Origin of the sequence: Curtobacterium sp. SP.BCo, from assembly GCF_051903265.1 — a bacterium.
Classification (GTDB): domain Bacteria; phylum Actinomycetota; class Actinomycetes; order Actinomycetales; family Microbacteriaceae; genus Curtobacterium.
On record NZ_CP194337.1, the window covers coordinates 577925 to 600217 of the forward strand.

A 22293-nucleotide genomic window follows, 5' to 3' on the forward strand; every position below is an offset into this window, starting at 1 on the left:
GGGATCCCACCCCCGATGGGTGGCCTCCGCATGCCCAGAACCGGGAGGCGTCCGCCTGCCCGGAACGCCTGACGCATTCACGGGAACGGAAGATCATGCACACCACCACCACGCGCACGCTCGCGATCGCTGCCGCGCTGACCCTCGGCCTCACCCTCGCAGGCTGCTCCACCAGCAACACCGGCTCCGACGCGGGCTCGTCGTCCTCGTCGACGTCGGCGGCGTCGGCGCACAACGACCAGGACGTGATGTTCGCGCAGATGATGCTGCCGCACCACAAGCAGGCCGTCGAGATGAGCGACATGCTCCTCGTCAAGGGCTCGGGCGTCGATACCGACGTCGCTGGACTCGCGAAGCAGATCAAGGCCGAGCAGTCCCCGGAGATCAACCAGCTCACCGGTTGGCTCAAGGGTTGGGGCGAGCCGGTCGAGTCGGAGCACTCCGGGATGGGGCACTCCATGTCCGGGATGATGTCCGACTCCGACATGACCGACCTCGACAAGGCGTCCGCGAAGGACGCCGGGAAGCTCTACCTCGAGCAGATGATCCAGCACCACAAGGGCGCCGTCGACATGGCCAAGACCGAAGTCGACAAGGGCAAGAACACCGACGCCGTCGCGATGGCGAAGTCGATCGTGTCCAGCCAGACCGAGCAGATCACCCAGATGCAGGACATGCTCGCGTCCCTCTAAAGCCCCGGCGTGGGTCGCGGCGGGCTCCCCCCTTTCCTGCCGCGGCCCACGACCGGCCCGCCCTCTCCTCCCTGCTCGACTTGCGTTCGGGTCACCCCTCCCGTTTCGGCCTGCCGGCCACCACCACTCTTGGAGCCTGCCCGTGCCTCAGCAGCATCCCCAGACCCCCGCCATTCCCGCACCCCGGACGCGCCGCGAAGCCCTCGCCGCCGAACGCTCCGCCGCAGCCTCGACCGCCAGCCGCACCCGAACCGCGACGATCACTGCCGCTGCCCAGCCGGCGCTGAGGCCGCTACCGCCCGTCGCGGCTGCACTCGCAACACCGGTCCGCTCACTGCGGTCACGCGTTCTCGCCGCGGTTCCGATCACTGGTGCCGCGGCCGCGATGGCGCTGTTTACCGCTGCCGCGGCGCTGCCCGCGCAGGCGACGACCGGCTCCGCCGCAGTCGTGTCCGGTGTCGCTCCTGCCGCCGCCGGGCAGAGCTTCACCGCGTCCGGGCTGGCCCTCGCGGTCGACCGCGATGGGTACACGATCACCAAGCCGACCCCGAAGCCCGTCATCACCAAGACAGCACCCGCCTCACGGGCCGCGTCAACCGGGGGCGCACCGGCCTCGACGAAACAGAGCGTTCCCACGACCACGGGCGGCACGATCGTGAACACCGGAACCGGCGACATTCGCTGGCCCATCGCCGGAACCATCACCGTCAGCTCACCGTTCGGTCCGCGAAGCGCCCCATGCGCGACCTGCTCGTCGATTCATCAGGGCGCGGACCTCACCCCCGGCGCCGGCACCCCCATCGGAGCTGTCGCTGCCGGCACTGTCCGAGTGTCGACAACGCACCCCGAATACGGGCAGTACGTCATCATCGACCACCAGATCGACGGTCGCCTCGTGTCCACCCTGTACGCGCACATGATATTCGGCTCCTCGCCGCTCCGACCAGGCGACACCGTCGCCGTCGGGCAGCTCGTCGGCCTCGTCGGCAACACCGGAGCGAGCACCGGCGCGCACCTGCACCTGCAGGTCATGCCCGGCGGCACCACACCCATCGACCCGATCCCGTGGCTCACCGCCAACGCCGGACGCACGCTGTAGCACCTAGCCCCAGCGGTGTCCAACCAGCCATCGGCTATCGAGATGAGGCAGCGACCCTCGGATGGTCATCCTCGGCTGTATAGTCAGCATATGCTGACTAGAGCCTCTCGGGTTGATGTGATGAACCGGCTTGGCCGGGCTCTCGCAGACCCGACCCGAGCCCGCATCTTGCTGCGGCTGCTCGACGAGCCCGGGTACCCGGCGCGGCTGGCGGAAGAGCTCCAGTTGACCCGCACCAACGTGTCGAACCACCTCGCGTGCCTGCGCGGCTGCGGCATCGTCGTCGCCGTCCCACAAGGCCGCAGTACCCGGTATGAAATCGCAGACCCGCATCTGTCACGTGCGCTGGACGCTCTGGTCGACGTCGTTCTCGCCGTCGATGACGGCACTGACTGCACGGACAAGGACTGCGACGTCCCCCTGTGCTGCGGAGCCGGCGCATGAGCGCCGCCGTACAGCTCGCTGCCCCCCTGTCGGCTGCGCGCCGGAGCGTGTTGCAGCGACGGGTGCGGTGGATCGTCGCCGCGACGATCACCTACAACGTGATCGAAGCCGTGATCGCGATCGCAGCCGGCACGGTGGCGTCCTCGACGGCGCTGATCGGGTTCGGGCTCGACTCCATCGTGGAAGTGCTCTCCGCTGCCGCCGTCGCGTGGCAGTTCGCCGGTCGCGACCCGGAAGCACGCGAGCGCACCACGTTGAAAGTCATTGCGGTGTCGTTCTTCGGCCTCGCGCTGTACGTCACCGTCGACGCCGCCCTGACCTTCGCTGGGCTTCGCGAGCCAGAGCACAGCACCGTCGGAATCGTCCTCGCCGCGGTGAGCCTCGCCGTGATGCCGTTCCTCAGCCTGCTGGAGCGGCGCGCCGGGAAGGAACTCGGCTCCGCGTCCGCTATCGCTGACTCGAAGCAGACCCTCGTGTGCAGCTACCTCTCCGCCGCGGTCCTGATCGGCCTGCTGCTGAACACCCTGTTCGGGTGGGCCTGGGCCGACCCGGTGGCGGGCCTGGTCGTGGTGGTCTTCGCGGTCCGGGAGGGCTTGGAGGCCGGGCGCGGCGACGCGTGCAAGCAGCCGGTGTCGGCACTGATCGGTGAGCGCGACGTCGACGCGTGCGACTGCTGCTGACCGGCTGGGCTCCTGGTGCAGCTCGGCGGACGGGTACCGGCTCTGGTCTGCGGACGCTCGAGAGCCCGTCGCAGACGTCGAGGCACTGCCGGAACAGTGCCAGGTGTGCATGCTCCGATCGGAGCTCTGGTTCCGATGCGACAGTTTCGATGACGTCGAGCGGCGGGTCGGTGCGTGTCGCCTGCTCGGTCTGTAGCGGTCTGGGCAGCCCGTCCCCAAGCCCAGTTGGCTAGCGAGGCAGCCAATCCGTGTCCGCATCTCGTATGAGGCACCCCTATCGATACAGCTCAGGGCAGAGTTCTCCTTCCCGAATGAGGGTTGGCGTTTTTTCGGCGGCTACTTCTTCCCGAAACGGGCTCGTCGCAGTTCTGCGACGATGCGTGCCCGCTCGGGGTCCCTGGCCAGCGTGCGGTCGTCGACGACGTCCACGATGTGCTTGATCAGCTCCGTGACCTGCTTGCGCAGGAGGAAGCCAAGCACGGGGGCGACGACCGCGATGATGCCGGTCAGGATGGTGCCGCCGAAGGCCGTCAGCATGTCCACCGTTGTGTCGGTGATGGGCATGTTGCCTCCTTCGGGTTTGGCCGTGTGGCCAGCCCGCCCGTCGTGGGCGGGGGTCTAGGGCGTGTTGATCAAGAGGTTCCGCTCCTCGGTGGGTGAGTCTTGAACGGTGACGCGACAGGAGATCTCTGACGAGGTGTGGGCCGTGATGGAGCCGTTGATGCCGACGGTGACCGGTCGGTCGCGGCCGTGGACGGATCACCGGCTCGCTATCGAGGGGATGGCGTGGAAGTACCGGACCGGTGCGCCGTGGCGTGACGTTCCGGAACGGTTCGGGAAGTGGAACTCGATCTACAAGCGGTTCAACCGGTGGGCCGGGGACGGCACCTGGCAGAAGCTGCTCACCGAGGTGCAGAAGCAGGCCGACGCCGCTGGGGAAATCGACTGGGTCGTCTCGATCGACTCCACGATCGCGCGCGTGCATCAGCACGGCGCGACCCTCGCCCGGGACACAGGGGGCTGTGCCGAATCACAAGAATCCGTGGTCCGAGCCGCCTGATCACGGGATCGGACGCTCCCGCGGCGGGCTGACGACCAAACTGCACCTGGTCTGCGACGGCCGCGGCCGGCCGCTGAGCATGATGATCACCGCCGGGAACATCAACGACACCACGATGATGAGCGCGGTGCTGGAGAACATCCGCGTTCCCCGCGACGGGAAGGGCCGCCCCCGCACCCGCCCCGACCGGGTGCTCGCCGACAAGGGGTACCCCTCAAGGGCGAACCGCGCCTGGCTCCGCGACCGGAGGATCGCGGCGACCATCCCCGAGCGGGACGACCAGATCGCGCACCGCCGCAAGAAGCCGGGCCGGCCGATCGCTTTCGGCGACAAGCAGAAGGAACGCTACAAGGGACGCAACGTCGTAGAACGCTGCTTCAACCGTCTCAAGCAGTGGCGCGGCATCGCGATGCGCTCGGACAAACTCGCCCGCAACTACCGAGCCGCCGTCAGCCTCGCCGCGGCGCTGATCTGGATCAAGACCGATCTCCGCCGAGCGCTTCGCGCTCCTGCAGCGTGCGCTCAAGCTGTCCCACCGTCGGCGCACCCGCAAAGCCGCGCTCGGTCAGATAGACCCTGCACGCCAAGTCGGCAGTGTTCCCCTGGGACGGGAACAAGTCCTGACCGTCCAGAAGAATCGTGGGCGAGCCCGCGAAACCAGAGCTCACCGCCTCAGCCTCGGTGCGGATCAACACGAACTCCACCGGAACATCGCCCCGTCCGATCGAGTCGAGCACCAGCCGTACTCGATCGCCCGCCTCCTGCCAATTCGGGCAATCCTCGATATGCAGCACCTGGATCTTCATACGCCCATTCTCCCGCGCAACTCGCGGCGGCTGGCCACCCCGCACCTTCTTGATCAACACGCCCTAGAGCGCCAGGTCGGCGCGTGCGCCCGGTGGACGCGCAGAGGCCCTATGCCCGGAGCGAGCGGTCTGGTGTGCGCTCCGCGCGTGAGGGCATGGAAAAGGCCGGCCCTGACGGGACCGGCCTGTTCGTGGTGCTCGGGTGCTGCGCTGAGGGCAGAGTCGTATCGAGCGGTTCCAGCCTACGGTTCGGGCCGGACATAACGAAAGCCAGTCCGATGGACTGGCTTTTTGCGCGCACTAATGACGCGTGCCACAGCATAGCGGGTTCTGGAACATACCTGCAAGCATGCGGATCGAAGCGTGCCGCCCCTGCTCAGGAGCTGGCGTGCGGGCTTCGGCGCTCGACGAGGACGTTGTCGCGCCACCGCCCGGTCGACGGCCCGAACGTCATGAGGCCGATGCGTTCTCGGGTGCCGAGTTCGCGGAACCCGTGTTGGGCGTGGAGGGCTCGGGAGGCGGTGTTCTCGGGGAAGATCCCGGACTGGATGGTCCAGATGCCGGCAGCCTCGGTCGACGCGATCAGGGCGTCAAGGAGCAGGTGTCCAACACCGCGACCACGAGCCGCGGCGGCGACGTACACGGAGTGCTCGACGACGCCCAGGTACACCGGCCTGGCGGAGGTCGGGGAGACCGCCACCCAGCCGAGGACCTCGTCGCCGCCTAGGGCGACGAACCGGTGGTCGGGTAGCTTCCCCGCATCGAATGCCTCCCATGTCGGCGGTTCCGCCTCGAACGTCGCGTTTCCGGTGGCGATGCCGTCCCGGTAGATCGCCTCGACGGCTGGCCAGTCGCCGGCGGTCATCGGCCGAACGGTGACCGTGGTGCTGTCCGTCACGGGTGCAGTAGCTCGTCCTGGATGCGGGCGGCGACGGCGTCGCGCATGGGGCGGACGTCGTCGGGGGACCAGGAGTCCGGGTCCGGGAACGACCACTGCAACACCGTGCCGCGAGGCGTCGCGGGCAGGATCAGGCCGGGCTTCATCAGCACAACAACGTCGGCCTGATCCAGCAGCTCGGGCGTGACCTTCCGCGGGGTGCGATCGCTGATGTCGACGCCGAGTTCCGCGACGGTTGCGGCGATCGACGGATTCACCTCGTCGGCGGGAGCGATTCCTGCGGAGGTGGCGGTGTAGCGGTCGTCGGCAGCGATTTCGAGGAGGGCGGCGCCGAGTTGGGAGCGGCCGGCGTTGTGCTTGCAGATGAACAGCACGGTGGGCTTGTCGGTCATGCGGGGTCCGGTTCAGTTCGTGCAGCAGGAGCTGCTGGCGGGCGCGGCGGCCGGCGCGGGGGCGGCGCAGCACGACGACCCCTCCGACGCCTCGGTCGTGGTCGCGGGGACGCTGCAGGAGGATGACCCGCCGACGTCGGTGGTGCAGACGCCGGTCTCGGGGAGCACGAGCTGCACGTCGCGGGCGGCCTGGTGGTCGCCGGCAAGTTCCGCGGCGATGGAGCGGACCTGCTCGTAGCCGGTGAGGAGCAGGAAGGTGGGGGCGCGGCCGTAGGACTTCATGCCGGCGATGAAGAAGTTCGGTTCCGGGTGCGCCAGCTCGGCAACGCCGTGCGGAGGCACGGAGCCGCAGGAGTGCAGGTTCGGGTCGATCAGCGGCGCCAGCGCGCGGGGTGCTTCGACGATGTCGTCCAGTCCGAGCCGGATCTCGCGGAGCATGTCGAGGTCGGGCCGGAACCCGGTCGCGTTCACCACAACGTCGACCGTGACGGTGAACGGCTCCCCGGCGCGGCGGCCGGTGACGGTGACCTGGTCACCGTCGGGACGGACGTCGTCGATCTCGAACGACGCAAGCTGCTCGATGAGCCCGGACTCGACGAGGCCATGCACGGTGGAGCCGAGCTGCCCGCGGGCGGCGAGCCCGTCGGCGGCGTCCGCGCCGAGGCGGGCGGTGCCGGCGTTCCGGATCGCCCACAGCAGCGTCGTGCCGGGTTCGTCCTTGGCGAGGGCGGCGAGCTTCATGAGCGTGTTCGCGGCCGAGTGCCCGGCCCCGACGACGAGGACCCGCTTCCCGGCGAATCGGTCACGGTCCTCGCCGAGCACGTCGGGGAGGGCGTGCACGATGCGGTCGCCGAGGTCCGCTGTGGGGGCGAGGCCGGCGGCTGTGAGCGGGTTCGAGGACGTGTACGTGCCGGACGTGTCTACGACGGCACGGGCGGTGACGTCCTCGACACCATCCGCGGTGTGGAGGCGGAGGAGGAACGGGGTGTCGGCGCGGCCGGCGGAGCGGGTGCGATCCATGCCCTGCCGGGACACCGCGTCGACATGCACGCCGTACCGGATCACCGGTGCCAGCTCGGGCGTCTGAGCGAGCGGTTCGAGGTACTGGGCGACGAGGTCGTGCCCGGTCGGCAGCGACGACCGGCGGGGCTCAGTCCAGCCGGTGGGTTCGAGGATGCGGCGGGCGGCGTCGTCGATGACGTACCGCCACGGGGAGAACAGCCTGGTGTGCCCCCACGCACGAACGCTCGTGCCGACCTGGTCGCCGGCTTCGTAGACGACGACGGGCAGGCCTCGCTCGAGGAGGTGCGCGGCGGCTGCGAGCCCGACGGGGCCGGCGCCGATGACGGCGACGGGCAGCCCGGTCAGGCGGTCCGCGTCGGTCCGCGGTGGGACGGTGAGGGTGAGCGTCATGGGGTGGTCCTTCCGGCGGTCAGGCGGATGCTTCGGTGGGCAGCAGCTCGGCCAGGAGCGCCTGCACGCGGGTCTTGATCTCGTCGCGGATGGGGCGGACGTCGTCGATGCCCTTCCCGGCGGGGTCGGTGAGGTCCCAGTCCTCGTACCGCTTGCCGGGGAAGATCGGGCACGCATCGCCGCAGCCCATCGTGATCACCGCGTCGGACTCGCGGACGGCGTCGGTGGTGAGGACCTTCGGCTGGTTCACGGCGATGTCGATGCCGTCCTCCGCCATCGCCTCGATCGCGATCGGGTTGATCTGGTCCTTCGGTGCACTGCCTGCGGAGAGAACCTGCACGCGGTCGCCGCCGAGGGCCTGGGCGTAGCCGGCGGCCATCTGCGAGCGGCCAGCGTTGTGGACGCAGACGAACAGGATCGTGGGGGTCGCGGTCATGGCGGTGCTTTCGGTAGGCGTGGGCGTGGTCATCGGATGAGGGTGAGCCAGCCGGCGAGGGCTGCCAGGGTGACGGCGAGGACGGGGACGGTCAGCACGATGCCGGTGCGGAAGTACTGCCCCCAGCCGATGTGGATGCCCTTCCGGTCGAGCACGTGCAACCACAGCAGCGTCGCCAGCGACCCGATCGGAGTGATCTTCGGGCCGAGGTCGGAACCGATGACGTTGGCGTAGACCATCACCTCGTGCGTCAGCCCGGTCGCGCCGGCACCGCCGATCGCGAGGGCGGCAATCAGCACCGTCGGCATGTTGTTCATCAGCGACGCCAGGATCGCGATCACGAACCCGACCCCGAGCGCGGTGACGAGGACCCCGTGGTCCCCGAACACGTCGAACAGGCGGGCGAGGTAGTCGGTGAGGCCCTGGTTCTGCAGCCCGTACACGACGAGGTACATACCGATCGAAAACAGCACGATCTGCCACGGCGCCTCCCGGATCGTCTTCCACACCGGAATCACCCGCCCCGACCCGCCACCGGTTCCACCGCTGTCGGCGGTGACGGTGGCGGTGCCGCCGGTCGTGACGAGAACCGGGGACGCAGCCTGGCGGGCGAAGAGGAACGCGGGCTGCCGGGCGGCAACGAGAACGATCACGACCGCGCCGACACCAGCAACCGCGGCGAGAGGAACCCCGAGCGGGTCGGCGGCGAAGTATCCGACCAGCAACACGGCGAGGACCACCCACCCGGCGCGGAACGTCGCCCGGTCCTTCACCGCGCCGGCGGGCCGAGTCAGCGCGAGGACGTCGTACCGCTTCGGGATCGACCTGCCGAAGTACGCCAGCAGCATCCCGAGGGACGCCAGCACGGACACGATGCCGACGGGCACCATGACGGCGGCGTACTCGGCGAACCCGAGGCCGAAGTAGTCGGCTGAGACGATGTTGACCAGGTTCGACACCACCAGCGGCAGGCTGCCGGTGTCGGCGATGAACCCGGTGGCGAGGATGAACCCCAGCGCCGCCTTCGCCGGCATGTTCAAGGCGCGGAGCATCCCGACAACGATCGGGGTGAGGATCAGCGCAGCCCCGTCGTTGGCGAACACGGCCGCGATGACCGCGCCGAGACCGACGATCAGCACGAACAGCAGCCGCCCGTTCCCGCGACCCCACCTCGCCACGTGGAGCGCGGCCCACTCGAAGAATCCGGCCTCGTCGAGGATCAACGAGATCAGCACCACGGCGACGAACGTTAGCGTCGCGTTCCACACGATCCCGACCACCGTCGGCACGTCCCCGAGCCCAACGACCGTGGTCGCGAGGGCGATGACCGCGCCGATAAGCGCGGTGTAGCCGATCGGGAAGCCCTTGGGCTGCCAGATCACCACCACGAGCGTCGCGACGAAGATCGCGGCAGCGACGACCGCCAGCACCATCAGCCGCTCACCCCGGCCTGGTTCGCCGCCGCGGCGGCGCGCTCCCAGCCCTGCGCGGCGACCTGCACGGCATCCCACGGGGACCCGAGCGGCGGCGTGTAGCTGAGGTCCAGGTCGATGATGTCGTCGACGGTGAAGCCAGCGTGGAGGGCGGTGGCGTACGTGTCGATGCGCTTACTGATCTCCGCCGTGCGCTGCCCCACAATCTGCGCGCCGAGGAGCTTGCCGGACGGCTGGTCGGCGGTGACACTGATCGTCAGCGGCACCGCACCCGGGTAGTACCGCTTGTGGTCATCCGCCACCGTCACCCGGGTCAGCGGCGACACGTCGAGCGCAGCGGTCTCGTGGTGGCGGAGGCCCGTGCGGGCGGCGATGAGGTCGAACACCTTCACCACCTGCGTCCCCACCGAACCGGCGAAGGTCCGGGACCCGCCGAGCATGTTCTCCCCGGCGACACGGCCCTGCTTGTGCGCCGTCGTCCCGAGCGGCAGCCACGTCGTCCCGAGCAGCCGGTGATGCGTCACGACGCAGTCGCCCGCAGCCCACACGTGCGGCACCCCGGTGCGCATCTGCTCGTCGACGACGATCGCGCCGGCCTGCCCGAGCTGCGCACCCGCTGCGGTCGCGAGGTCCGTCACCGGCCGCACGCCGACGCAGACCACCACGAGCGCGAACGTGCCCTCTTCATCCCCAGCGGCTGTCGCCGTCGTCACCCGCCACTGCCCGCCTCTGGTTGGGGTGATGCCGGTGACGGCCCCCCCGGTCAGCACGGTTGCGCCGTGTCGGCGGACCTCCGCGGTGACCAGGGACCCGAGTTCCGGATCGAGGGTGGAGAGCACTTCCGGGCCGCGCTGGATCAACGTCGTGTCGAACCCGCGGGCGACGAGTCCCTCGGTCATTTCGAGGCCGATGTAGCCGGCGCCAACGACCGCGACGCGGCTGCCGGTAGGCAGCAGCTCCAGGGCAGCGACGACCTGCTCGGCGTCGGTCATCGAGTGCAGCAGGTGAATCCCGGGCTCACCAAACGGGATCCCGGCCGGGCGGACCGGCTCAGCGCCAGTCCCGATCAGCAGCTCGTCGTACGGCAGCTCTTCCTCACCGCCATGTCCGGTGACCGTGAGGCGGCGACGGTCCACGTCGACCGCAGAGGCCCATGTGGAGGAGCGGACGGTCATGCCGGCGGCTTCGAGATCGGCGCGGGTGCGGTGCGCGAGGGACGCTTCCGTGACGACGTCGCCCGAGACCCAGTAGGGGATGCCGCAGATCGAGAAGTTCGGAAACTCGTCCGCAAGGACCACGGTCACATCGGTCGACGGGTCCAGCTCACGGGCGCGCAGCGCCGCGGCGATGCCAGCGTCGCTGCCGCCAACGGCAACAAGGTGAGTCATCGTGATCGGTCCTTCACAGATCAGCGGGAGACAAGCAACGACATCGAAGCATGTCGATATCGATGAAGGCAAATATAGACGTGTGTCGAAGTACGTGGGATGATGGTGCGATGACGACGATCGAGCTGCTCCCCATCCAGGACGTCCCCGCGTGCTGCTCGCCCGTCACGACCGAAGCGATGACGCAGGAGTCCGCGGAGGTCCTGGCGAAATCGTTGAAAGCGATCGCCGACCCGGCGCGGCTCCGGCTGATCTCGATGGTTGCCGCGCACGAGGGCGCGGAAGCGTGCGTCTGTGACCTGCAGGAACCGCTCGGCCTGTCCCAGCCGACCGTCTCGCACCACCTCAAGGTGCTCGTCGACGCCGGCATCCTGCACCGCGAAAAGCGCGGCACCTGGGCCTACTTCTCCCTCATCCCCGGCGCGCTCGAGTCCGTCGCCGCTCTGCTGACCTCGCCCACACGCTGAGACGACGGAACTTCCCTCGCGGCGAAGCCTCCGCACGGTGAGGATGAAGACATGACCGACGAGCAGGAACCGAATCCGATTGCGGACGCCCGTGCACAGATCCGCTGGATGATGAAGCAGCAACGCAAGCAGCCGAAGGTGTTCACCGAGGTGAAGGACAGGGACCTCGTCACCTTGATGGACCGGTCCGCTGGATCGCTCGAGTTCAACTCGATGCTCGTTGCTTCGCAGCTGATCGCGGAGGTCAGCCGACGACAACTGTGGGCCGCCGTTGTCGAGCGGCGCACTGCCATGCTTGCTTTGGGGCACCCTGACCAGGACCGAGCGACGCTTCGAGATCGCGCGCAGCTGGAGCTGGACCGCTTCCGGAACGAGCACTTCCCGGTCGACCCCGACATCTTCGGCGATGACGAAGTAAAAGCAGAGGCGGCCTGGAACGGCTACGTCCAATTCTGATCGCACGATCCGGTGCAGCGGTTCTGCAGGATGGGTCCGCAGTGGCGATCATTAGTGACGTGCCCGTCTACAGATACGGCCCGATGAGTCAGTGATCAGCTCGGAGTCGCGGGAGGTTCGCGTGACAACGGGAGTGCTCGAGATCCGCTATCAGTGGCCAGTGCACCAGGTCGACCACTCTGCGGTCCGCCGTCACTTCAACGCTCCGCGCTTGACCGTCACCGGTGAAGAGAAGGGGCCAGAAACATTGCGGTTCCAGCCCGATTCGTTTCCGACCGGCCACTCTCACATGGGTCCTTGGGGATCGAGGCACGTGGACGATCGAGCCAGCCGGTGAAACGCTGCCGGGGCCCGAGGAGGCATGGGACCACTGGCAGAAGCAGGCGGACAGGGCGCTGTGGATGTTCCGCGGCGACCTGGGGAGCCGACGTAAACGTCACTCGGTCGTTGACGCCCTGCTCACCGGTGAGGTCCTGTTTTACGCGGCGTACGGAAACACGATCATGCGGTACCCCCATGAACCGATCCCCGACGAGACGCCGCAACCCGACGGCTACGCCGCATGCTCGACCGGAAAGGCGTGGGCTGACAACTGGCAGTTCGACTTCGAGTTCCTGTCCGGCGCAGAGGACGAGTGGGTTGGCCTGATCTGGGAAGCAGACGAACGTCGCTGGTTGGATGCTCGCACCTACGAACCGGTCGACGGAGACGAATATCCCGAGCTGATCAGCTTCGCCGAGCAGGATCTTCAGCGCATCCACCGCGCTGAACAGATCGCAGATGAATGGTACGAGGCGTACCTACTGGTACTCATCAACCTGTTCCCCGACCGAGTCAGCATCGAGCATCAACGGCGGGCAGTTCGGCGGGACGACCTGAGCTCCGGGCTCGCTTAATTCAGAGTAGGGGTGCACGACTCCTCGCGGGCACCGAGGTTGGGAGCGGTCACGACGCCACCGCGTCGTCACTCAGGTCTGAGGGAGACCGACAGGACTGCCAAATAAGGTGTCCACCTCCGTATTTCAGGACAGGTTGTGTGGCAGTTGGACAACTTAGTTGGCGGACGACAACAACCCGCCTACTGCGGCATGTCGACGAACCGCGAGAACATCCCGTGGAACGCCACCGTGATGGTGTCCGTCGGCCCGTTACGGTGCTTCGCCACGATGAGGTCCGCCTCACCCTGCCGCGGGTTGTCCTTCTCGTACGCCGACTCACGGTGCAGCAGGATGACCATGTCGGCGTCCTGCTCGATCGACCCCGACTCACGCAGGTCGGAGATCTGCGGCTTCTTGTCGGCACGCTGCTCGGGACCACGGTTCAGCTGCGACAGCGCGACGACGGGGACCTGGAGCTCCTTCGCCATGAGCTTGAGGGCACGCGAGAACTCGGAGACCTCTTGCTGGCGGGACTCGACCTTCTTGCCGGAGGTCATCAGCTGCAGGTAGTCGATGACGACCATGCGGAGGTTGTGCTGCTGCTTGAGGCGTCGGCACTTGGCGCGGATCTCGACGAGGGTCATGTTGGGGGAGTCGTCGATGAAGAACGGGGCGTCGTTGATGCGTCCGCGGGTCTGCGCGATCGTGGTCCAGTCGCGGGAGTCGACGGTGCCCTTGCGCATGTTCTGCAGCGGCACGCTCGACTCGGCGGAGAGCAGACGCATGGCGATCTCGGCGCGACCCATCTCGAGGGAGAAGAACGCGGCGGTCTCGTTGTGCTTGATGGCGGCGGCGCGGCAGAGGTCGAGCGCGAGGGTCGACTTCCCGAGCGCGGGTCGGGCGGCGATGATGATGAGCTGCCCGGGGTGGAAGCCGTTCGTCAGGCCGTCCAACTGCGCAAACCCGGTCGGCACGCCGGTCATCTGCCCGTCGCGGCCCTTCGCGGCCTCGATCTCGTCGAGGGCGGCGGAGATGGCGTCGGTGAGGGGGACGTAGTCCTCGGTCTGGACGCCGCCGGCGACGTTGTAGACCTCGGCCTGGGCGCTGTTGACGAGGTCGGTGACCTCACCCTCGGACGCGTAGCCCATCTGCACGATGCGCGTGCCGGCGTCGACGAGGCGACGCAGCACCGCCTTCTCGGCGACGATCGCGGCGTAGTAGCCGGCGTTCGCCGCGGTGGGCACCATGCTCGTGACGCTGTGCAGGTACTCGGCGCCGCCGGCCCGGGACAGCAGGCCGGTCTTGGTCAGCTCGTCGGTGACGGCGATGACGTCGGTGGGTTCACCGTGGGAGTACAGCGAGAGGATCGCGTCGAAGATGACCTCGTGCTTCGGGATGTAGAAGTCCACGCCCCGGGCGGTCTCGATGACGTCGGCGACGGCGTCCTTCGACAGCAGCATGCCGCCGATCGTCGACTGCTCGGCGAGCATGTCGTGCGGCGGCGTGCGCTCCATGCCACCGCGCTCCGCGTACTCCTGCGGTGCGGGCTCGAGATGCGCGATCGACACACTTGCTCCTCTTGTCGGACGGCCGTCCACGATCGGAACAGCCGAGCCAGTTCTACCCCGGGCGACCGACATCGCCGAGTCACTGGGCCAAGCTACGGGGACAGAGTTATCCCCAGCAAACGGGCCTGTGGATAACTCTGTGGAGAGCCTGCGGAACACGCCGGGGTGCTGTGTGGAGAACTGTGGACGAGGGTGTGGACAACTCTTGTAGGGAACACACTTTCGACGACGTGACCTGGGCTTTTGTGTTCCACACCATGTGTGGAGAAGTGGGATTCAAGTAGGCGTTGAAGGTTGCCGATTTGGTCGTTTCGCCTGTGTAAAAACAGTTGACAAACAGAAACCTGAGGAGAACTTTCCCAAGCTGCTCCCAGCAAGCGCAACCCCGTCTGAGAAGTAACCGGTCAGCGCGGGACGACCCGCGCCTCCAGGAATTCTGGCGTGCCACCGGACGGTCGGTGAGACACCGAACGCGACCCCGGACGGTCCCGACGCACCGTGCGAGGGGCCGCGCACTGTGCGAGCCAGATCGCGTCGCACACTGCCCGGAACCTCGCACACTGCGCCAGCGCGCCCCGCCCGACGCACCCCGCCCGACGCACCACCGCACCCCGAACACGACGACGGGCGGGCCTCCCGAAGGAGACCCGCCCGTCGTGAGCGGAGACCGCAGCCAGTGTTACTTGGCGGCGACGACCTTGAGCGAGATCACGGCAGTGATGTCCTCGCGCAGACGCACGGTGGCCTCGTGGTCACCGACGGTCTTGATGGTCGCGGGGACCTCGACCTTGCGCTTGTCGAGCGAGCCGACGCCCTGCGCCTGGACGGCGTCAGCGACGTCCGTCGGACGCACGGAGCCGAACAGACGACCGTCCTTGCCGGCCTTGACCGACAGCTGGATGGTCGCGTTCTCGAGCTTCATCTTGAGGTCCTGTGCCTCTTCGATGGTGGCGAGCTCGCGAGCGGCACGTGCCGCACGGATCGACTCGACCTGCTTCTCGCCGCCCTTGGACCACGCGACAGCGAAGCCCTGGGGGATCAGGTAGTTGCGGGCGTAGCCGTTCTTGACGTCGACGACGTCACCGGCGGAACCGAGGCCGGAGACCTCGTGGGTGAGGATGAGCTTCGACATGTGTCGACCTCCGATCAGCGGCCGGAGCCGGCGTAGGGGAGGAGCGCCATCTCACGGGCGTTCTTCACGGCACGGGCGATGAGGCGCTGCTCCTGGACGGAGACGCCGGTGATGCGGCGGGCGCGGATCTTTCCACGCTCGGAGATGAACTTGCGAAGGGTCGCGACGTCCTTGTAGTCGATGACGCCGACCTTGATCGACTTCGCGGGAGCGGCGTTCTTGCCGCCCTTACCGCGAGGCTTCCGGCGATCGCCGGTGCTCTTTCCAGCCATTGTTTGTCCTTAAGAAGAAGAAGTTGTGTCCGTTGAACCGGAGAGGATCAGAACGGGGTCTCGTCGTCGAACGTGCCGCCCGGGGTGCTCCACACGTCGTTCGACTGTGCGTTGCCGCCCTGCTGGCCACCCTGGGGGGACCAGGGTGCGTCCGACTGACCGCCGCCGTTGTTCCAGTTGCCGCCGTTGCCGCCGGCCTGCTGGCCACCGGCGTTGCCGCCGCCGACCTGGCCACGACCGCCGCCGTTGCCACCCGCAGCACGGGTGATCTGCGCGGTCGCGTAGCGGAGCGAGGGGCCGATCTCGTCGACCTCGAGCTCGATGCTCGTGCGCTGCTGGCCCTCACGGTCCTGGTAGGAGCGCTGACGGAGGCGACCCTGCGCGATGACGCGCGAGCCCTTCGTCAGCGAGCCCGCCACGTGCTCGGCGAACTCGCGCCACACGCTCGCACGGAGGAACAGCGCGTCGCCGTCCTTCCACTCGTTCGCCTGACGGTCGAACGTGCGAGGAGTGGACGCGATGGTGAAGTTCGCCACGGCGAGCCCGTTCTGCGTGTAGCGCAGCTCCGGGTCCGCGGTGAGGTTGCCCACCACCGTGATGACGGTTTCGCCGGCCACGGGTTACTCGGCGCTCGCGGTCGCGGTTGCGTTGGCGGCCTTGCGGGCCGCGCGGGCCTCGTCGCGCTGCTTCTGGGCGGCGACCTGCGCGATGCCCTCTTCGGCGCGGAGGACCTTCGTGCGGAGCACGGCCTCGGAGAGACCGAGCTGACGGTCCAGCTCCTTGGCGGCCTCGGGGGAGGACGTGAAGTCCACGACGGCGTAGATGCCCTCGGACTTCTTCGCGATCTCGTAGGCGAGACGACGACGGCCCCAGACGTCCACGTTGTCGACGGTGCCACCGTCGTTGCGGATGACAGCGAGGAACTTGTCCAGGCTGGGAGCGACGGTGCGCTCATCGATCTCGGGGTCGAGGATCGCCATCAGTTCGTACTGGTGCATGCGGAACCCACCTCCTCTGGTCTCAGCGGCCCCGAGCAGTTCCCGGGGCAGGAGGGTTGATGCATGTGTCCGGCCACGCAGAATGCGCGCGGACAACCCGGCAAGCTTAGCGGACGGCCTGGAGGCGCGCCACCGGCTGTGCAGAACCGGTCGCGTCCGTCAGGCGGTTGCGTCGCGGGCGGCCCACCAGCTGCGCAGGCGGGCCTCGGCGTCCTCGGGGCCGAGCGGCCCCTCGTCCATGCGGACCTCGAGCAGGTGCCGGTAGGCCTCGCCCACGGCACGCCCCGGCGGGATGTCGAGGATGCGCATGATGTCGTCGCCTGACAGGTCGGGACGGATCGCGTCGAGTTCCTCCTGCTTCGACAGGGCGTCGATGCGGTCCTCGAGGTCGTCGTACGCGAACGCCAGGCGATCGGCCTTGCGGCGGTTCCGGGTGGTCACGTCGGAGCGGGTGAGCTCGTGCAGGCGCTCGAGCTGCGGACCGGCGTCGCGGACGTAGCGGCGTACGGCGGAGTCGGTCCAGGCGCCCTCGGTGTACCCGAAGAAGCGGAGGTGCAGTTCGATGAGCCGGCTCACCGCGGCGATGGTGTCGTTGTCGAACCGCAGGGCACGCAGCCGCTTCTTCGCGAGCTTCGAGCCGACGAGGTCGTGGTGGTGGAAGCTCACGGCGCCACCGGGCTCGAGCTTGCGGGTCGCCGGCTTGCCGATGTCGTGCAGCAGGGCGGCGAGCCGCAGGACCGTGTCCGGGGCCTCGCCGGCGTGGCGCTCGGCCTCGTACCCGATCGCCTGGGTCAGGACGGTGAGAGAGTGCTCGTAGACGTCCTTGTGGTGGTGGTGCTCGTCGATCTCGAGCCGCATCGCCGGCAGCTCGGGCAGGAAGCGCTCGGCGAGTCCGGTGTCGACCAGCAACCGGATGCCCTCGACGGGCTCCGCGGTGTTCAACAGCTTCACCAGCTCGTCCCGCACACGCTCGGCGGAGACGATGTCGATGGACTCGGCGAGGTCCGTCATGGCCTCGCGCACCTCGTCGGAGACGGTGAACCCGAGCTGCGAGGTGAACCGTGCCGCACGCATCATCCGGAGCGGGTCGTCGCGGAAGGAGACCCGTGCGGCCTGCGGGGTGTGCAGGCGCCGGGCGAGCAGGTCCTCCACGCCGCCGTGCACGTCGACGAGTTCGCGGTCCGGTAGACGGAGCGCCATCGCGTTCACGGTGAAGTCCCGACGGAGCAGGTCATCCTCGATGGTGTCGCCGAACGCCACCTCGGGCTTCCGGGTCTCGCCGTCGTAGACGTCGCTCCGGTACGTGGTGATCTCGACCTGTTCGCCGGCGACGCGTGCGGCGATGGTGCCGAACTGGCGCCCGACGTCCCAGGTGGCGCTCGCGATCGGCTCGACGATCCGGAGCACGTCGTCGGGGCGGGCGTCGGTCGTGAAGTCGAGGTCGGTCACCGGACGGCCGAGGAAGGCGTCGCGCACCGGCCCGCCGACGAGCGCGAGTTCGTGTCCGGCGTCGGCGAAGGCCCGAGCGAGGAGGTCGACGGGCTCGGTGGCGGCGAGTGCGTCGAGTCGCTCGACGGCCTGGGCAACGGACTGCATGACGGTCCTCATCTTCCCAGATCGCGTCCGCGAGTTCTCCCCGGGTCCCGCGCGCACGGGAGCATCCATGCTCGCGCCTCATACACTCGTGGACGGCCCGAACCGATCCCGTGGCCCTCCTCTGTATGCAGATCCTCCGCTCCACGCTCGCCGCCGCCGCGACGGCCCTCGTCGCGCTCGGCCTCGTCGTCGCGCCCGCCGCTGCCGACGGAGCGCTCGCCACGACGGCGTCCACGACCACGACCCGCGTGGCGCACCCCACCGCGAGCGAGGAGGGCCGGACGACGATCTCGATCGCTCCGGCGAACCGGGGCATCGTGCAGCGCGACGACGACCTCGAGCTCTCGGTCACGGTGACGAACGACACCGACTCGGACGTCCCCGCGGGCTCCGCCGAGTTCGACATCTTCCGTGCGGTGAGCACGCGGGACGTCCTCTCGGACTGGCTCAGTGACACCAGCACGACGGGTTACTTCGGCGCCCCGATGGACTCCGTGGACGTCCCGGCCGTCCCCGCGCACCGATCGGTGACGCTCGACTCGGTGAAGATCGTCTCCGGAAACGTCGCCCTGGGCGGGTACTCCTCGTTCGGTGCGCGGCGCATCGCAGCGGACTACACCGCCGGCGACACCCGCGCCGTGGCACGGTCGGCGATCACCTGGTACCCCGAGACCGACCAGACCCCGGTGAGCGTCTCGGTGGCGATGCCGATCACCGTCCCGGCGACCGCGGACGGCGTCCTCGGCGCCGGTACCCTGGCCGCCGCGACCGCGGTCGACGGCACGCTCACGCAGCAGCTCGACGCGGCGGAGGACCACAACGTCGCGCTGGCGATCGACCCGCGGATCATCGCGTCGATCCGGCTGCTCGGTGAGAACGCCCCCTCCACCGCGGTGACCTGGCTGGCCCGCCTCGAGGGGCTGAAGAACGAGACGTTCGCGCTGCCGTACGCCGACGCCGACGTCACCGGACTGCGCCAGGCCGGCGCGAACGGCGTGCTGTCCCCGATCTCCCTCGACCAGGAGGTCGACCCCGACGACTTCCCCGGTGCCTCCACGCCGACGCCCACCCCGACGTCGGACCCCTCGACGCCCGCCGCGACGGACCGCGCCACCGCGACCCCGACCGACGGCGCCACCGCGGACGCCGGGGACGGCTCCACGACCGAGGACGAGACCCCGACGACCCTGCCCACCACGGCGTCCCTCCTCGACTTCCCCTACTCGCTCGACTCCATCGCCTGGCCCGCCGACGGCACCCTGACGGCAGCGGACCTGCCCGTCCTCGCCAAGGCCGGGACGAAGGACACGATCGTGGCGAGCGGCAACACCTCCGCCGGCGCCGACACCACGATCGCCGCGTCCGAGCAGATCAGCGGCCAGCACGTCCTGGTGTCCGACCAGTCGATGTCCGCGCTCCTCCGCACCGCCGCGTCCACGTCGAACCAGCAGGACTGGGAGACGGCGATGTCCGAGCTCACCGCGACGCTCGCGACCTCGGCACGCGCCGGCACCGCCGACGGGCCGATCCTGCTGACGCTCGGACGCTCGTGGCCGACGAACTCCGACCGGCTCGGTGCCGCGCTCGACGCGCTCGAGAGCACCCCGTGGGTGGCACCGGCAGACCTGTCGTCGGCGTCGTCGGCGACCGCCGGGTCGCTCACGCTGACGGCCGGGTCCAACGGCGACGCGCGCATCGACCAGCTCGAGCGCCTCGTGCAGGGCGAGCGGGACCTCACCGGCTTCGCCTCGGCGATGGACACCCCGGGCGAGCTCACCGCCCCGGCGCGACTCGACCTGCTCGCGCTGTCGTCGAACGCGTGGCGCTCCGACACCACCGGGTTCGCGAGCGCGGTCGACAGCCAGGTCTCGGCCTGGGCGAAGGCCCGGTCCAAGGTCGCCATCGTCGACTCGAGCAGCCTCACGCTGCTCGGCGACCGGTCCTCGCTGCCCGTCTCGATCCGGAACGAGTCGGTCTACCCGGTCACGGTGCGGCTCTCCGTCCAACCGTCGAACTCGGCGCTCCGCATCGTGCGCAACGACATCGAGGTGAAGGTCCAACCGGAGTCCTCCACCCGCACCACCGTGCCGGTGCAGTCCGTGGCGAACGGCAAGGTCAACCTGGCCCTGTCCCTCAGCAGCCCCACCGGCATCAAGATCAGTGACACGGCGACCGTGGAACTGAACGTGCAGGCGCAGTGGGAGACGGTCATCACGGCCGCCGCCGCCGTGGCCCTCGTCGCGATCTTCGGCTTCGGCATCTTCCGCAGCATCCGCAAGCGGATCCGCCGCCGGAACGGCGAGCTCGACGACGAGGACGACGACGACCCGAACCGTCCGCTCGAGGTCCAGCCGGTCGTCGGCGGCGACCCCCTGCCGGGCGCGACCGGGCACGACGGACCCGCACCGCGCCTCCAGGCCGCAGCAGCGACCACGACCACCAGCCGCGACGAGCCGTCGACCGCACCGGAGGAACCCCTCATCAGCACCACCCAGCCCCAGCCCGTCGTCGACGCGGAGCCGGCGGCCGAGCGCAGTCTCGGCCGGGCGAGCGCGATGCTGGCGGCGGGCACGATGGTGTCGCGCATCCTCGGTTTCGCGAAGACGTTCGTGCTCGCCTTCGCCATCGGCAACACGGGATCCGACGCGGCCAACGCGTTCGCCATCTCGAACCAGCTGCCGAACAACATCTACGCACTCATCGCCGGTGGCCTGCTGTCCGCGGTCCTCATCCCGCAGATCGTCCGCTCGATGAAGCAGCACACCGACGGCGGCACCGCGTACGTGAACAAGATCGTCACGCTCGGCGGGTCCGCGTTCCTGGTCATCACCGTCGTCGCGACCCTGCTCGCGCCCGTGCTGGTCCGCGTGTACAGCCAGAGCGCGGGGGACGGCGGCAAGGGCTTCAGCGCGGCGACGACCGACCTCGCGGTGGCGTTCGCGTTCTGGTGCCTGCCGCAGATCCTCTTCTACGCGATGTACTCCCTGCTCGGCGAGGTCCTCAACGCGAAGCAGGTCTTCGGGCCGTTCACCTGGGCACCGCTGATCAACAACGTCATCGCGATCGCCGGCCTCATCGTCTTCATCGCCCTCTTCGGCGGCCGCGGCGTCAACGCCTCCACCGACGACTGGACGCCGCTGAAGATCGCCGTGCTCGCGGGCAGTGCCTCGGTCGGTGTGCTCGCCCAGGCAGCCTTCCTGCCGCTGTTCTGGCGACGTGCCGGGCTGACGTTCCGCCCCGACTTCCGGTGGCGCGGCGTCGGCCTGAAGTCCACCGGCACCGCGGCGGGCTGGCTCTTCGCGATGATCCTCGTCACGCAGCTCGCCGGCATCGTGCAGGCGCGTGTGGCGTCGCTCGCGACCGGCGCCGGCAACGCGACCCTCAGCACCACCTGGCTGCTCTTCATGCTGCCGCACTCGATCATCACGGTGTCGATCGCGACGGCGTACTTCACGCGGATGAGCCACGACGCCGAACGCGGCGACCTGGCCGCCGTCCGCCGCAACCTGTCGCTGTCCCTCCGGATCGTGGGCCTGTTCACCGTGTTCGCGTCCGTTGCGCTGATCGTCACCGCCATGCCGTTCGCCCGGATCTGGGAGAACGAGTTCGGGCACACGCAGTCGATGGCACTCGTCCTCGTCGCCTACATGCCCGGTCTGGTGCTGTTCAGCATGCTCTTCATCATCCAGCGGGTGTTCTGGGCGATGCACGACCACCGCACGCCGTTCCTCATGCAGCTCGTGCAGTCCGGGCTCTTCGTGATCGGTGCCCTCTCGGTGGCCATGCTGCCGGGTTCGGTCATCGGCGTCGGGATCGCGATCTGCACCACGGTCGCCGGCTCGGCCCAGACCATCGTCGCCCTGGTGCTCGTCCGGAAGCGCCTCGGCGGGATCGAGGGCGCCGTCGTCACCCGCTCGCACGCACAGTTCGTCATCGCCGCGCTGATCGCGGGCGTCGCCGGCCTGGTCGTCGCGAACTTCTTCGGCGCGTTCTCCTCCGACGGCTTCGCGATGGCCGACGTCACCGGCGCACTCATCACCCTCGCCCTCACCGGAGCCGTGATGGTCCTGGTGTACTTCGGGGCCCTGGTCGTGGCGAAGAACGGTGAGATCTCGAACGCGGTGTCGCTCCTCCGCAGTCGACTCGGACGCTGACCCCTCGCCGGGTGCGGCGGAATGCCGCGCC

At 68.8% G+C, this 22293-nt stretch carries 23 protein-coding genes; 10 read left to right on the forward strand and 13 right to left on the reverse strand.

Annotated features, from left to right (window positions below; all coding sequences use genetic code 11):
• The first annotated feature begins 95 nt into the window (after window positions 1–95).
• From ACRQ4B_RS02790 to ACRQ4B_RS02805, 4 genes are all read left to right on the forward strand, one after another.
• Window positions 96–692, forward strand: coding sequence for a DUF305 domain-containing protein (locus tag ACRQ4B_RS02790; protein WP_422872226.1), 597 nt, complete (start codon window positions 96–98; stop codon window positions 690–692).
• 142 nt (window positions 693–834) lie between these two features.
• Window positions 835–1791, forward strand: coding sequence for a M23 family metallopeptidase (locus ACRQ4B_RS02795; protein ID WP_439689614.1), 957 nt, complete (start codon window positions 835–837; stop codon window positions 1789–1791).
• Window positions 1792–1881: 90 nt separating this feature from the next.
• Complete coding sequence (gene cmtR, locus ACRQ4B_RS02800; protein ID WP_402266267.1) at window positions 1882–2235, forward strand: Cd(II)/Pb(II)-sensing metalloregulatory transcriptional regulator CmtR; 354 nt, start codon at window positions 1882–1884, stop codon at window positions 2233–2235.
• On the forward strand, window positions 2232–2915 hold the full coding sequence (locus ACRQ4B_RS02805) for a cation diffusion facilitator family transporter (protein WP_422872229.1): 684 nt from the start codon (window positions 2232–2234) through the stop codon (window positions 2913–2915). The genes cmtR and ACRQ4B_RS02805 overlap by 4 nt, the downstream gene beginning before the upstream one ends.
• A gap of 336 nt (window positions 2916–3251) precedes the next feature.
• On the opposite strand, the gene ACRQ4B_RS02810 is transcribed toward ACRQ4B_RS02805, so the two are convergent.
• Window positions 3252–3479 carry a hypothetical protein gene (locus ACRQ4B_RS02810; protein ID WP_439689615.1) on the reverse strand — a complete coding sequence of 76 codons (228 nt, stop codon included), beginning with the start codon at window positions 3477–3479 and terminating at the stop codon, window positions 3252–3254.
• Window positions 3480–3585: 106 nt separating this feature from the next.
• Here ACRQ4B_RS02810 and ACRQ4B_RS02815 point away from each other — a divergent pair, with 106 nt between their 5' ends.
• Both ACRQ4B_RS02815 and ACRQ4B_RS02820 read left to right on the forward strand, forming a co-directional pair.
• Window positions 3586–3975 (forward strand): IS5 family transposase, encoded by a 390-nt coding sequence (locus tag ACRQ4B_RS02815; protein ID WP_007929259.1) that lies wholly within the window; start codon window positions 3586–3588, stop codon window positions 3973–3975.
• Window positions 3938–4834 carry an IS5 family transposase gene (locus tag ACRQ4B_RS02820; protein WP_374109597.1) on the forward strand — a complete coding sequence of 299 codons (897 nt, stop codon included), beginning with the start codon at window positions 3938–3940 and terminating at the stop codon, window positions 4832–4834. The genes ACRQ4B_RS02815 and ACRQ4B_RS02820 overlap by 38 nt, the downstream gene beginning before the upstream one ends.
• A 323-nt stretch (window positions 4835–5157) precedes the next feature.
• Here the strand turns inward: ACRQ4B_RS02820 and ACRQ4B_RS02825 are convergent, their stop codons facing one another.
• From ACRQ4B_RS02825 to ACRQ4B_RS02850, 6 genes are read right to left on the reverse strand one after another with little or no spacing between them, the layout of a single operon-like run.
• On the reverse strand, window positions 5158–5646 hold the full coding sequence (locus ACRQ4B_RS02825) for a GNAT family N-acetyltransferase (RefSeq protein ID WP_439689616.1): 489 nt from the start codon (window positions 5644–5646) through the stop codon (window positions 5158–5160).
• Window positions 5647–5675: 29 nt separating this feature from the next.
• Window positions 5676–6071, reverse strand: coding sequence for a low molecular weight phosphatase family protein (locus ACRQ4B_RS02830; RefSeq protein ID WP_439689617.1), 396 nt, complete (start codon window positions 6069–6071; stop codon window positions 5676–5678).
• Window positions 6072–6083: 12 nt separating this feature from the next.
• Complete coding sequence (locus ACRQ4B_RS02835; protein WP_439693181.1) at window positions 6084–7484, reverse strand: FAD-dependent oxidoreductase; 1401 nt, start codon at window positions 7482–7484, stop codon at window positions 6084–6086.
• Window positions 7485–7503: 19 nt separating this feature from the next.
• Complete coding sequence (locus tag ACRQ4B_RS02840; RefSeq protein ID WP_439693182.1) at window positions 7504–7920, reverse strand: arsenate reductase ArsC; 417 nt, start codon at window positions 7918–7920, stop codon at window positions 7504–7506.
• A gap of 29 nt (window positions 7921–7949) precedes the next feature.
• On the reverse strand, window positions 7950–9353 hold the full coding sequence (locus ACRQ4B_RS02845) for an arsenic transporter (RefSeq protein WP_422869955.1): 1404 nt from the start codon (window positions 9351–9353) through the stop codon (window positions 7950–7952).
• Entirely contained in the window at window positions 9353–10741 is a 1389-nt protein-coding gene (locus ACRQ4B_RS02850) for an FAD-dependent oxidoreductase (protein WP_439693183.1), read from the reverse strand. Before ACRQ4B_RS02850 ends, ACRQ4B_RS02845 begins: the two co-directional genes overlap by 1 nt.
• 110 nt (window positions 10742–10851) lie before the next feature.
• Between ACRQ4B_RS02850 and ACRQ4B_RS02855 the strand changes: the two genes are divergently transcribed.
• The 3 genes from ACRQ4B_RS02855 (at window position 10852) to ACRQ4B_RS02865 (ending at window position 12560) form a co-directional block, all read left to right on the forward strand.
• On the forward strand, window positions 10852–11208 hold the full coding sequence (locus ACRQ4B_RS02855; protein WP_422869957.1) for an ArsR/SmtB family transcription factor: 357 nt from the start codon (window positions 10852–10854) through the stop codon (window positions 11206–11208).
• Window positions 11209–11259: 51 nt separating this feature from the next.
• Window positions 11260–11664 carry a hypothetical protein gene (locus ACRQ4B_RS02860; protein WP_422869958.1) on the forward strand — a complete coding sequence of 135 codons (405 nt, stop codon included), beginning with the start codon at window positions 11260–11262 and terminating at the stop codon, window positions 11662–11664.
• A 401-nt stretch (window positions 11665–12065) separates the two neighbouring features.
• Window positions 12066–12560: a hypothetical protein gene (locus ACRQ4B_RS02865; RefSeq protein WP_439693184.1), complete on the forward strand. Its 495-nt coding sequence runs from the start codon at window positions 12066–12068 to the stop codon at window positions 12558–12560.
• Window positions 12561–12742: 182 nt separating this feature from the next.
• On the opposite strand, the gene dnaB is transcribed toward ACRQ4B_RS02865, so the two are convergent.
• From dnaB to ACRQ4B_RS02895, 6 genes are all read right to left on the reverse strand, one after another.
• Entirely contained in the window at window positions 12743–14110 is a 1368-nt protein-coding gene (gene dnaB, locus ACRQ4B_RS02870; protein ID WP_439693185.1) for a replicative DNA helicase, read from the reverse strand.
• Between the two features lie 679 nt (window positions 14111–14789).
• Window positions 14790–15242: a 50S ribosomal protein L9 gene (gene rplI / locus ACRQ4B_RS02875; protein ID WP_439693186.1), complete on the reverse strand. Its 453-nt coding sequence runs from the start codon at window positions 15240–15242 to the stop codon at window positions 14790–14792.
• A 14-nt stretch (window positions 15243–15256) separates the two neighbouring features.
• The gene (rpsR, locus tag ACRQ4B_RS02880) at window positions 15257–15514 is read right to left on the reverse strand and encodes a 30S ribosomal protein S18 (RefSeq protein WP_017887834.1); all 258 of its coding nucleotides are present in this window, start codon (window positions 15512–15514) and stop codon (window positions 15257–15259) included.
• A gap of 47 nt (window positions 15515–15561) precedes the next feature.
• Window positions 15562–16131 carry a single-stranded DNA-binding protein gene (locus tag ACRQ4B_RS02885; protein WP_439693187.1) on the reverse strand — a complete coding sequence of 190 codons (570 nt, stop codon included), beginning with the start codon at window positions 16129–16131 and terminating at the stop codon, window positions 15562–15564.
• 3 nt (window positions 16132–16134) lie between these two features.
• The gene (gene rpsF / locus ACRQ4B_RS02890; protein WP_144753875.1) at window positions 16135–16512 is read right to left on the reverse strand and encodes a 30S ribosomal protein S6; all 378 of its coding nucleotides are present in this window, start codon (window positions 16510–16512) and stop codon (window positions 16135–16137) included.
• A 159-nt stretch (window positions 16513–16671) separates the two neighbouring features.
• Window positions 16672–18108 carry a CCA tRNA nucleotidyltransferase gene (locus tag ACRQ4B_RS02895; RefSeq protein WP_439693188.1) on the reverse strand — a complete coding sequence of 479 codons (1437 nt, stop codon included), beginning with the start codon at window positions 18106–18108 and terminating at the stop codon, window positions 16672–16674.
• A gap of 125 nt (window positions 18109–18233) precedes the next feature.
• Here ACRQ4B_RS02895 and ACRQ4B_RS02900 point away from each other — a divergent pair, with 125 nt between their 5' ends.
• Window positions 18234–22262: a DUF6049 family protein gene (locus ACRQ4B_RS02900; protein ID WP_439693189.1), complete on the forward strand. Its 4029-nt coding sequence runs from the start codon at window positions 18234–18236 to the stop codon at window positions 22260–22262.
• Window positions 22263–22293 lie beyond the last annotated feature (31 nt).